The sequence below is a fragment of the Streptomyces laculatispora genome (assembly GCF_017353455.1).
GTDB lineage: Bacteria > Actinomycetota > Actinomycetes > Streptomycetales > Streptomycetaceae > Streptomyces > Streptomyces laculatispora.
Window position 1 is genome coordinate 1 of sequence record NZ_JAFMPZ010000188.1, and the last position, 11,956, is coordinate 11,956.

General features: G+C 70.7%; 9 protein-coding genes. 6 read left to right on the plus strand and 3 right to left on the minus strand.

All coding sequences use genetic code 11. The features are described 5' to 3' along the window. Together J1C73_RS11030 and J1C73_RS11035 are read left to right on the plus strand one after the other, a co-directional pair. The coding region (locus tag J1C73_RS11030; RefSeq protein WP_207316198.1) for a cellulase family glycosylhydrolase at positions 1 to 1,312 on the plus strand (1,312 nt) is incomplete at its 5' end. A gap of 395 nt (positions 1,313 to 1,707) precedes the next feature. Then, entirely contained in the window at positions 1,708 to 3,753 is a 2,046-nt protein-coding gene (locus J1C73_RS11035) for a galactose-binding domain-containing protein (protein WP_207316199.1), read from the plus strand. A 1-nt stretch (position 3,754) separates the two neighbouring features. Here J1C73_RS11035 and J1C73_RS11040 read toward each other — a convergent pair whose 3' ends face one another. Beyond that, the gene (locus tag J1C73_RS11040) at positions 3,755 to 4,348 is read right to left on the minus strand and encodes a TetR/AcrR family transcriptional regulator (protein ID WP_123467697.1); all 594 of its coding nucleotides are present in this window, start codon (positions 4,346 to 4,348) and stop codon (positions 3,755 to 3,757) included. Positions 4,349 to 4,843: 495 nt separating this feature from the next. On the opposite strand from J1C73_RS11040, the gene J1C73_RS11045 reads away from it, so the two are divergent. From J1C73_RS11045 to J1C73_RS11060, 4 genes are all read left to right on the plus strand, one after another. Beyond that, positions 4,844 to 7,078 (plus strand): serine/threonine-protein kinase, encoded by a 2,235-nt coding sequence (locus tag J1C73_RS11045; protein ID WP_207316200.1) that lies wholly within the window; start codon positions 4,844 to 4,846, stop codon positions 7,076 to 7,078. A gap of 472 nt (positions 7,079 to 7,550) precedes the next feature. After that, positions 7,551 to 7,823, plus strand: coding sequence for a polyprenyl synthetase (locus tag J1C73_RS11050; RefSeq protein ID WP_207316201.1), 273 nt, complete (start codon positions 7,551 to 7,553; stop codon positions 7,821 to 7,823). Beyond that, positions 7,820 to 8,875: a polyprenyl synthetase family protein gene (locus J1C73_RS11055; protein WP_207316202.1), complete on the plus strand. Its 1,056-nt coding sequence runs from the start codon at positions 7,820 to 7,822 to the stop codon at positions 8,873 to 8,875. The genes J1C73_RS11050 and J1C73_RS11055 overlap by 4 nt, the downstream gene beginning before the upstream one ends. Positions 8,876 to 8,967: 92 nt before the next feature. Beyond that, complete coding sequence (locus J1C73_RS11060) at positions 8,968 to 10,131, plus strand: oxygenase MpaB family protein (protein ID WP_207316203.1); 1,164 nt, start codon at positions 8,968 to 8,970, stop codon at positions 10,129 to 10,131. Between the two features lie 262 nt (positions 10,132 to 10,393). Here J1C73_RS11060 and J1C73_RS35955 read toward each other — a convergent pair whose 3' ends face one another. Both J1C73_RS35955 and J1C73_RS11065 read right to left on the minus strand, forming a co-directional pair. Then, a complete protein-coding gene (locus J1C73_RS35955; RefSeq protein ID WP_370375332.1) occupies positions 10,394 to 10,471 on the minus strand; it encodes a 50S ribosomal protein bL37 in 78 nt (25 codons plus the stop codon). Positions 10,472 to 10,943: 472 nt separating this feature from the next. Next, positions 10,944 to 11,956, minus strand: a 1,013-nt coding sequence (locus tag J1C73_RS11065) for a dipeptide epimerase (RefSeq protein ID WP_207316204.1), incomplete at its 5' end; no start/stop codon positions are given.

The window sequence follows — 11,956 nt, forward strand, 5'->3', positions numbered from 1 at the left end:
GGTCACGGTCGGTGACCGCACCTTCATCGCCGACGGCCAGGGCCGCGCGCTCCAGTGGCGCGGTTTCAACCTCGCCGACAAGAGCAGCCGCGGCGCCAGCGCGTTCGCCGGCATCCACGAGAGCGACCTCAAGGGCATGGCCGACCGGGGCTTCAACCTCGCGCGCCTCGCGTTCTTCTGGGACGACCTCGAACCCACCCCCGGACACTACGACCGCAGCTACCTCACCAAGATGCGCCGCATCCTCGACTGGGCCAACCGCTACCACATCAAGGTCATCCTCGACGCCCACCAGGACGTATACGGACCCCACTTCGGCTCCCGCGGCGTCCCCGACTGGGCCACCCGCGACGAGGGGCTGCCGTACACGCCGATACCCGAGGACTGGTTCTCCCAGTACTTCGAGCCGTCGGTACAGACCGCCTTTGACCACCTGTACAAGGACGCCGACCTCCGCGCCGCGCACGCTCGCATGTGGATGACGGTCGCCTCCGCCCTGGGCAGGCACCCGGCACTGCTCGGCTACGACCTGATGAATGAGCCGTTCGCGAAGTTCCTCGAGGGCGAAGACCTCCCCGCCGCCGCGGGCCGCTTCGAGGCCACCGAGCTCACCGAGATGTGGAACCGGCTTGCCAAGGCGATCCGCATGGTCGACCACAGGTCGTGGGTATTCGTCGAACCAACCGTCATCGTCGGTCTCGGCGTCCCCACCCGGCTGGGCCACATCGACGATCCGCACGCCGGCTACGCGCCGCACTTCTACGAGACCGCGATGGAAACCGGTGCCGACTACGACCCCAACGGCACCTTCGTCCCCGCCTACGAGGCCGCGATCAGCGACTACCCGACCCGTAACCGCATGCCGGTGATCGTCGGGGAGTGGGGCGGCAACCCCGACGTTCCGCACGGGAGGCAGTTCGTCACCGACATGACGGCCTCCCTGGACCGCTTCTCCAGTGGCTGGACGTGGTGGGTGTGGTGCCGGGGCGGCAGCTACTGCTTCCTCGACCAGACAGGCGCCGCGAAGCCCAACGCCCAGCTGCTCGTCCAGCCGTACGCGCGGGCCGTCGCGGGCGACCCGCTCACGTTCGCGTACGACCCGGCTGCGCGCACCTACTCGCTCACCTTCCGCACCCGCGACAACGCGGAGGGGCCCACCCGGATCACCGTGCCCAGGGACACCTACCCAGCCGGATATCGCGTCGATGTCCAAGGCGGCCGGGCAAGTTGGGGCGACCACGGACAGACCGTCGCCGTGAGCACGCACGGCAGGGCCGGAGCCACCTACAGGGTCACGATCAGCCCGAGGTAGCCCACCCGATTCGCTCAGGGCCGCGGCCCGCGGTCCCCGCATCAACTGAAGAGACGCCTTCTCCACATCACTGCGGGCAAGCGCCGGGGTGCCGGTGGCATCACCTCCCCCGGGCCATGCGATCGACTCCGTCATCCCGGCCTCCGGCGCGCCCGCCAGAACCGCCCCTTGAGCAGGCCTTTCTCCCCGACCGGATTCAGGCCCTCAAGCCGGGCCCGTCCGACCAACCGCTCGGCTCAGTCGAGAGGGTCTTTTCAGTCAACGGAGCTGACGAGGCATCAAATAGGTCGCCTGTCCCGGACTCTTGACTGTTTGTCAGGTGCGCGCCATTCTCAACGAGACCTACGCGCGAGTAAGTTAGCGCGTGCCCATCCCGGACAGTGAAGGTAGCCCGGATGACCCTTCTCCGCAGACGCGGACTGTTTGCCGTTGTCGTCACCCTCCTGCTGGCTCTCGGCGTGGGCTCCCCGTCCGCCGTCGGCGCCGGCGCCCCCTGGTGGGAGCCCACGGCGCGGCCCGCCGCCGATTCACAGATCAACGTCACCGGCGAACCCTTCCACGGCACTGACAGCCAGGGCCGGGTCAGTGGCTTCATCGACGCGCACAATCACGTGATGTCCAACGAGGGCTTCGGCGGCCGCATAATCTGCGGCAAGCCGTTCTCCGAAGCGGGTGTCGCCGACGCCCTCAAGGACTGCCCCGAGCACTATCCCGACGGCTCGCTCGCCCTCTTCGAGAACGTCACCGGCGGTTCGAACGGGCACCACGACCCGGTGGGCTGGCCGACGTTCAAGTCCTGGCCCGCCCACAACTCCCTCAGCCACCAGCAGAACTACTACGCCTGGCTGGAGCGGGCCTGGCGCGGCGGCCAGCGGATCCTGGTCAACGACCTGGTCACCAACGGCCTGTTGTGCTCGATCTACGTCAGGGACCGCGGCTGCAACGAGATGGACGCCATCCGTCTCGAAGCCCGTAAGACCTACGAGATGCAGGACTACATCGACAAGATCTACGGCGGAACGGGCAAGGGCTTCTTCCGTATCGTCACCGACTCCACCCAGGCCCGCCAGGTCGTCGCGGAGGGCAAGCTCGCCGTGGTGCTCGGCGTCGAGACCTCGGAGCCCTTCGGCTGCCAGCAGATCCTCGACGCCCCCCAGTGCAGCCAGGCCGACATCGACAGCGGTCTGGACGAGCTGTACAAGCTGGGTGTGCGCAGCATGTTCCTGTGCCACAAGTTCGACAACGCCCTGTGCGGGGTGCGGATGGACTCCGGCACCATCGGAACGGCCGTGAACATCGGCCAGTTCCTCTCCACCGGCACCTTCTGGAAGACGGAGAAGTGCAGCGGTCCGCAGCACGACAACCCCGCCCGTAACGTGGCCGCCCCGGCCGAGGTGACCAAGCTGCTACCCGCCGGCGTCAAGGTGCCCGCGTACGACAGCGGCGCGCAGTGCAACACCCGGGGGCTGACCCGCCTCGGCGAGTACGCGGTCAAGGGGCTGATGAAGCGCAACATGATGGTCGAGGCCGACCACATGAGCGTCAAGGCGGCCGCCCGCACCCTGGACCTGGTGGAATCGGCGAACTACCCCGGCGTGCTCTCCAGCCACAGCTGGATGGACGACGGCTGGCTGGAGCGCGTCTACCGCCTCGGCGGCTTCAAGGCCTCGTACATGTCCAGCGCCGACAGCTTCGACAAGGAGTCCGCCGCCACCAGGGCGCTGCGCCAGAAGTACGGCGTCGGACTCGGCTACGGCACCGACATGAACGGCGTCGGCGGCTGGCCGGGACCGGTCGGGCCCGACGCCCCCAACGCGGTCAAGTACCCCTTCCGCAGCGCCGACGGCGGCTCCGTCATCGACCGTCAGCAAACCGGCGAACGCACGTGGGACTTCAACACCGACGGTGCGGCCCATGTCGGCATGGTGCCCGACTGGATCGAGCAGATCCGGCTCAGTGGCGGCAAGGACACGGTGCAGGACCTACTCGGCGGCGCGGAGTCCTACCTCCGCACCTGGAAGGCGACCGAACTCCACAAGCCCGCGCCCAACCTCGCCGCCGGCGCCGCGGCGAGCGCCGGCGCCACGGAGTGGAACCCGATCACCAGCTACGCCGCCGGGAAGGCCGTGGACGGCGACACCAGCACCAGATGGGCGAGCGGCTGGTCGGACGACCAGTGGCTGCGGCTCGATCTGGGCAGTTCCCGTACGGTCGGCAAGGTCTTCCTGGACTGGGAACAGGCCTATGCGCGGGCCTACCGGATCGAGGTCTCGGACGACGGGACCACGTGGCGGACCGTGTGGTCCACGGACGGCGGGGACGGAGGCCTGGACAACGCGGTGTTCAGCCCGGTGCAGGCGCGGTACGTCCGTATCCACGGCGTGACGCGGGCCACCAAGTACGGCTACTCGATCAACGAGGCAGCGGTGTACAGCCGCTGAGCTACTCCCGCACCAACGTCAGGATCTGGTCCGCGACGATGTCCAGCACGGCGCCCGCCTTCTCCTCGTCACCCAGCACGAGGAAGTTCAGGGTGAGCCCGTCGGTCAGCGCGGCCAGATACCTGACGGCCTCGGGCTCGGGCACCGTCAGCTCCACGCCGAGGACCGAGGGGAGTTGCCGGATCACTTTGGTGTGTGCCGCGAGATAGCCCTCGTACTGCCGCCGGGCGAGATGCTCGTAGCCGGGCTCCCGCAGGGCGTACTGGGTGAGTTCGTACGTCAGCATGTGCTCGCCGGGATTGGCCAGCACATGATCCCAGTACGCCTGGAGCCCGGCGCGGACCGTCTCGCGCAGGGTGGGCCTGCGGATGAGCGTGGTGAGGACGTCCGACTCGGAGTGTTCGGAGATGGCGTCCACCACCGCTTCGAGCAACTCCTTCTTGGAGTCGAAGCAGTAGTGGAAAACGCTCAGCGAGACCCCCGCCTCCGCCACGACGGACCGCGTCGTGGTCTTCGCGACACCGTCGCGGGCCATCACCCGGATCGCAGCCTCGACCAGTTGCCTGCGCCGCTGCGCCGACGGCATCCGCCCCATGGCGCCTCCTCCTCCGACCGGCGTAAGCATACGCCGCGGGGTGTGCGGGGGAGCGGCTGCTGTCACGGCCGCGCGGTCTCCTGGCCCCCTGGCCGTTCAGGCCCGCCAGGGCGCCCTGCTCCCGACCGGGGGACTGGCTCAGCCGCCGCGGCTGTCCCGTGAAGTGAGGCCACGGCACCGGACTGGAGCGTGCCGCCATCCTTGGGCTGAAATTGTCCTCACGGAGGCCGGACGGCACAATTGTCGGCAATGTGAACCGTCAGGTGCGGTTGGGCTTCATGGGCCGGCCGGTCGCTCCGGTGGGACTGGGGAGGGGGAGTCCGGCCGTGACGGACGCGCGGCGCGCGTCGCTGCCGCATGGCGGGCGAGGGTGTCCGGCAGGTTCTTTCGTCACCCGCTTTGCCCTGGCGTACTGCCCTGCCGCTAGTTTGTGTGCAGGACAGGTACGCAGGCCCGTGGCGGCGCGAGTGCACGGGGGACGGGAGGTCGGGAAGAGTGTCGCTGCGCGGAGGTGATCCAGCGGAGATCGGCGGCTATCCGCTTGAGGCGCGGCTCGGCTCGGGTGGCATGGGCACGGTCTTTCTGGCCCGTACGAGTTCGGGGCGGCCCGTCGCGATCAAGCTGATCCACCAGCAGTTCGCGGGGGACGACGAGTTCCGCATCCGTTTCCGGCAGGAGGTGGCGGCGGCGAGGCGGGTGAGCGGCGCGTTCACCGCCGCCGTGGTCGACGCTGCCCCCGAGGCCGAGCAGCCGTGGATGGCGACGACCTATATCGAGGGACACACCCTCGCCCAGCGCATCGCCGCGAAGGGACCGCTGAACGGGGCGGAGCTGAGGAGGCTCGCCATCGGGCTGGCCGAGGCGCTGCGCGACATCCACCGGGTGGGGGTCGTCCACCGTGACCTCAAGCCCTCGAACGTCGTGCTCTCGCCCGAGGGGCCGCGCGTCATCGACTTCGGCATTTCGCGCGCCACGGACCAGCAGACGCTGACGATGACAGGGCGGGTCATCGGTACGCCGCCCTTCATGTCGCCGGAGCAGTTGCAGGCGCCGCGTGGTGTGGGGCCGCGGTCCGATGTGTTCTCGCTGGGGACGCTGCTGGTGTACTCAGCGACGGGCCGAGGGCCCTTCGACGCGGACAGTCCCTACATGACGGCCTATCAGGTGGTCCACGAGGAGCCGTCGCTGGGTGCCGTGCCGGCGGCTCTGCGCGCGGTCGTCGAGTCGTGCCTGGACAAGGAGCCCGAGGGGCGCCCCTCGGCGGACGAACTCCTCGTGCTGCTGCGGGACCTGCCCGCCGACCTCGGTGGGACCGACGCGAACGGGGCCGGCGCGGGCCGCACCCGCGACATGATCACCCAGCATCACTTGGGAACGCGTGCCACCCCGGCGCCGACTGCCCCGGCCGGCTCCGACACGGGGAACACCGGCACCCCCATCGGCCGCCGTCTGCGCCGCCGATGGCGTCCTGTGCTCGCGGCCGCGGCGGTCGCGGTGGCGGCGATCGGCGGGGGAGCCGCCGCGCTGAAGGCCGGCGGGCTCGGCGGGAACAGCGAGGGCGACAAGGACAACAGCGTTGCGGCGCCGGGTGCCGCCCTCCCGCACGGCTTCGAGCCGTGGCGCAAGACCGTGCAGGGTGGTCGCGAGGACATCCCCGACGAGCTGCGTTGCGTCGCGCGCGGCGACGCGCTGTTCTGCGGGGGCGGCAGTGTTGTGGCGACCCGCATCAGGGCCCTGGACGGCTCGCGGGTGTGGACGGCGAAGAGCCCGGGCGTCCCCGTCCAGGGCATGCACCTGGTGGGCGCCACCGCCGACACGGTGCTCGGATACCGCTTCGCCGCCCAGGATGCCCCGCAGGACCCGCCCAGCGAGGTGGTGGCCATCGACGCGAACAGTGGCCGTGAGCTGTGGTCCGTGCCCTCCGGCGCCCAGTCGACGGCCGTCACGGGCCGGACCCAGGACGCCGTCGTGGTCGGCTCCGCCGTCGTGACGGTCGACGCCTACAACTCCCGCTTCGAGGCCCGGGACGCGCACAGCGGTGACGTCATCTGGACGACGCCGTTCCCCGCGGGTACCCAGTGCGCTCCCGTCTCGGAGGGCTGGCGGCTCTTCGCGATGTGCGCGACGAATAGGGAGGTGGATGCCCTGGAGGTGCGCCACCCCACCCTGTACACGGTCGACCGCTCCTCGGGGACACTGGGCAGGCCCATCGCGGTTGACGGCCCCGCCGTGCCGATGGGCTTCGCCAACGGCAGGCTCGTCCTCCTTCAGGGGCACATGGAGGGAACGGCGCTGGCCGGCTACGACGGGGTGGCGCGGGTCGACCCGGCCTCGCGGAAGGCCACGTACTCCCGACTGGCCGAGACATACGCGGGCACGCCCGGCATGGCGGGCGGCACCGTCTACGTGAGCAGGCAGACCGGTCTCGTCACAGCGCTCGACCCCGCGACCGGCCGGAAGAAGTGGTCGCGGCAGACGGGCGTGGAGGGCGCGTCGGGTCCCGTCGCGGGAGCCGGCGCGCTGTATTTCAGCTCGGCCACCGGCCGGGTGGTCGCGCTGGCGCCGCACGACGGCAAACCCCTGTGGACAACAGACCCGCAGGCCGATGGTCTGACCGGCGAGGAGGGCGCAAGCCCGCGCGTGACCGTTGCCGGGCGTGCGGTCGTCGTGGCCGCGGCCAAGAACACTCTCTTCGCCTTCGACGCGCAGAAGCCGCCGAAGTCGGGCTGACCCCGGCGGCACCGGCAGCCTTCCTCGCCGTGCGGACACCTCGGCGGCTCATCCGGCCGCCCACGCGGCGCGGCCGCATCGGTGCGAGTGCGCCGCGCGCGTGGCGAGGGACGCTCGGCCTCGCAGCACGCAAGGGATCCCCTGAAGCCGTCGCGGGCCGTCGAACGCGCCTGCCGCATCGAGCGGTTGAGGTTGCGCGGGTGTGATGAGTCCTGCGGGCGGCGTTGCGGAGCTGGTGGTGGCCTCCGGCGGCTGCGCGCCGGGCGCCTTGCCACGCCGGTGTCCTCCGGCTCCAAGCGGCTGGAGACCTTCGGCGCAGAGTGCGCTCGGCACAGGAATGTGATCCGTACGGTCGAACGATGTGATCACTCGATCGTGAGTTGTTCCGCCCTCGGGCCGGGTACGGCGCGATGCTCGCAAGGACGGCGCGCGACCGGCGCCGCCTGGATGTGCACGGGGTGGGGGACACGGGATGGCGCGGGAAACGGACCGGTGGAAGGGCCTGGACGGGCAGGCGGTACTGCTGATGGCAGGGCTGACCGATCTGGCCGTGAGCACGCTGGGTTCTGCCCTGGGGACGGTGCGGGGACTGCTGCGCCGCTCGGATGCCGCGGAGCTGGCTGCGGAGGCCGAGCGCGACCTCACGGCGCGCGGACGTCTGGTGCTGGACCGGTACACGGCCGTTCCCCCGGCGCACCTGGAGATTCTGGCCCGGCGGGCCCTGGCTCGGCAGGCCGGACGATGACGTCCGACCAGTGGGAGCCGGCCGCGTTCAAAACCCGCGTCGACGAGATCCTGCACCGCTTCGTCGCCGAGGAGGCGGACCGGTTCGCGGCGATCGATCCGCTCCTGGACCCGGTCGCCGGGCAACTGGAGGCAGTGGTCGCGGACGGAAAGCGGCTGCGTGCGGCTTTCTGCTACTGGGGCTGGCGGGCGGTGGGGCAGCCGGACAACGACGCGCTGGTGCGGGCGGCGGCCTCCCTGGAGCTGGTGCATGCCGCTGCGGTCGTGCACGACGACCTCATCGACGACAGCCCGATGCGGCACGGGCGGCCCACCGCGCACATCGCCCTGCGCGGTGCCGTACGCCGTCGCCCGCGCGCCGACGCCGCGGCCAGGTCGCTGGCGATGCTGGTGGGAGACCTCCTGATGGCGCTGGCCGGGCAGCTCTTCACCACCAGCGGTCTGCCCGCCGCGTATCTGGCCCGGGCCCGCCCGTTGTGGTCGGTGATGGCCCGCGAGCTGATCGCGGGCGAGTGCCTGGAGATCCTCCGTACCGGAGCCGGTCCGGACACCGCGGCGTCGCTGAAGGTGATCCGCTACAAGACAGCCAAGTACACCGTCGAGCAGCCCCTGCTCATCGGCGGGGCCCTGGCAGGGGCCGGGACGCGGCTGCGCGAGGGCTACAGCGCGTACGGACTGCCGCTGGGCGAGGCGTTCCAGCTGCGGGACGACCTGCTCGGCCTGTTCGGAGACCCGGAGCTGACCGGCAAGGCCGGCGCCGACGACGTGCGCGGACACCGGCCCACGGCCTTGCTGGCAGAGACCTGGCGCCTCGCCGACGACGACGAGCGGAAGCGGCTGCGTGCCCTCATGGGCCGACGCAACCCGGGCGCAGCGGAGTTGGAGGCGGTCCGCGAGGTGATGCGCGGGCTCAGGGCGCCCGCCCGCATCGAGGACATGATCAACGCACGGGTCGAGGAAGCGCTCGATGCCCTGAACGAGTTCGATGTGCCGACGCACGCCGTCGCCGCCCTGACCGCACTGACGCACTCTGCGGCGCTCCGCCTGTCCTGACGCTCGCACCGGGGCGCAAAGCCCGTGCCTCCCTCCGCCACCGGCGCTCCCGCCGGTCGTGGACGATCTCGTGGAAAGCAAGGAACCCTGCCATGACCTACACCGAGGCATCGATGGACGTCCTGCGCCAGGGCGGTGACGAACTCGCCGACGCCACCGTCGCCGCACTCTTCGAACGCGGGGAGGTGGGCACGTTCAACACCTTGATGCGCTACGTCTCCACCGCCGGTGCTCCTCTGCCGGACGGGCTGCCCGACGTCGCGCGCGAGTACCTGGAGGCCACCCGTGTCCCACCGGCCTGGGTGGACTGGGAGGAGATGGAGAAGGCCCGGCTGTTCTTCATCGACAACAACGTGCACATCTCCACCGCACTGTCCTTCGCCTCCATGCCCGCCTGCTATGTCGTCCCCCATGTGGCGAAGCTGCTGTCGGCCACGCACGGGCTGAAGTACCCCTCCAAACGGATGGCGGAGACCGGGCAGTTCACCGTCTACCTGATGCAGCCCGACGCCTTCGAGGCCGGCGGCCGCTTCATCCCGGCAGCCCAGAAGGTACGCCTCCTGCACGCCTCCATCCGTCATCACCTCACACGCGAGAACCGGTGGGACACCGAGGTGCTCGGAACTCCGATCTGTCAGGAGGACATGATCGGCGGGCAGATGTTCTTCTCGATGCTCGTGCTGGACAGCCTGCACCGGCTGGGCATCCACATGTCGGTGGCGGGCGCGGAAGCCTACTACTACGCCTGGCGTGTTGTCGGCGCCATGCTCGGCGTCGACCAGGACGCCGTCCCCGAGACCCTGGACGAGGCCCGCCAGTATCTCGATCTGTACATGGTCCGGCACATGGGGCCTTCCGAGGAGGGCGCGCTCCTGACCGGGCAGCTCATTGAGCTCTACGAGGAGGTGGTGCCCGGGACCCTTCTCGATCCGATCGTCTCCGCTCTCATCCGCTACCTCGTCGGAGACACCTGCGCCGACTGGCTCGCGGTGCCCCGCACCCCGTGGGGCACCGTCGTCAAGACCCTGCCCCATCTCCTCGGCGTGCTGGAGACCATCGAGGACCGCTCCCCGCTCGGCGCCTGGGCGCTGGACCGCCTCGGTCACCTCACCTCCGTCCTCGAGCTGTCCTCCCTCACCCGCGGACGTGTCATGCACTACGCCATCCCGGAGCAGCTCAAGAAGGAGTACGGCATCTCCAGCACGGTGCCCCGCACCCGCCGGTGGACGCCGCCGGCCGCCACAGTCAGTTCATGACCGACGGACGGCCCGAGCAGCGTCCGGGTGATGTCCGGCAGGAGAGAGCCGTCCCCGGCTGCCCGCTCTGCACGCTTCGGCCCACACCCAAAGGTCCGGACCCCGGGGGAGGGCGACCAGAGTTGCTTCGCTTTGAACCTTCTCGCGCATACGCCGCGTACCGAGCCGGGCGTCCCGCCGGAACCCGTGTGGCGGGACGGCGCACGGCGCCGGAAAGCACATCCGGGGTGGCCCGTGCCACCCTGGATGCGTCGGCGGGTCCTCAGGTCTGGGGGCGCTTGCCGTGGTTTGCGCCGTTCTTGCGGCGGGCCTTCTTCTTGCGACGTCGCTTCGAGGACATCAATCCCTCCTTGGTCTGCTGTTTTGTCCAGTATCCGCTGGAATGCCGCCTGCTGCGATCGCTGTGCCCCTACCCGCCGATGTGGCGGCAAACACCCGAGGCGGATACGTGTAGGTGGCATGTGTCACGGCCCGGCGACAGCCCTTCGCTCTGTGCCGTCGAATCCTCCTGCGTCGGCGCGGAGCGCAACCACGGCGATCAGTGAGCATCCCAGCGCTCCTGCCGTCCCAGCGACCGCCGCCCAGCAGTGGTCCCGCCAGAGCGCCGGTGGTGGCGAACACATCGAACAGGGCGGACGCCTCGGCCCTGCGCTCGGCCGACTCCCGCGTGAGGCGGGTGCGCACCCCGGCGAGAACCAGGGCATGTCGGCGGCCGACTTCGGCGGGCGAGGCAGGGATGAGGAGACGGAAGCCGTTTCGACGCCGAGATGGTTGACCAGCAGGGCTGGACCGCGAGCGGGGAACCGCGCATCTCACGCCACGTCCTCATACGGCACCACCTCCTGAACTCCCAGGCCGGGAAGGCCGCTTGTGCGTACGATGCCGTCCTCGCCGCCGATGCCGGTCCACGGGTCGCGGGCGAGCAGCAGGTGTCCGTCGAGGTCGGTCCAGCGGGCCCTGCCGGCCAGGTGCACGGCAGGCGCGAGGCCCAGGCTGCTGGCGGTGAGGCAGCCCAGCATCAGCTCCGTGCCGCTGCCGTCGATCGCCTCGGCGATGCGCAGGGCGGCACGCACCCCACCGCACTTGGCGAGCTTGACGTTGACGCCCTGGACGCGTCCGGCCAGGCGGTGCACGTCCTCCAGGCCGACGGCGTCCTCGTCGGCGATGACCGGCAGTGGTGAGCGCTCCGCCAGTGCGCCCAGCGCCTCGGGGTCGCCGGGCGCGAGGGGTTGTTCGACGGCCTCGACGCCGAGGTCGGCGAACCGGGGCAGCAGCGCCTCGGCCTGCGCCGTCGTCCAGGCGCCGTTGGGGTCCAGCAGGATCCGGGCCCGGGGAGCGATGTCGCGGATGACGCGTACGCGCTCCACGTCGTCCTCCGGGTCGGCGCTGCCCGCCTTGACCTTGATGACCTCGAATCCGCTCGACGCCAGACGGCGGGCCTGAGCCGCCGCGTGGGTGAGGGAGGTGATGCCGATGGTGCGGGCGGTGGCCGCGAGCGGAGGGCGCCCGGCGCCGAGCAGACGGTGGACGGGGCTGCCCGCCCGTTTGCCGACGAGGTCGAGCAGCGCGGCCTCGGTGGCGGCGGTCACGGCCGGGGGGGCGCCGTCACCGGCCGGCTCGGCCGCCCACAGCGCCTCCAGGGCGCTCTCGGGATCGGCGAAGCGGCCGAGGTCCCTGCCGACGGCGGTGAGGAGCCGCTCCAGCGTCTCGGTGTCGAGCCGGTAGAAGGCGCTGGTGACGGCCTCGCCGTGGCCGACGGCGCCGTCGTGTTCGACGGCCAGCCACAGGGCGTCACGGGCGGACATGGTGGAGCGGGAGATGCGCA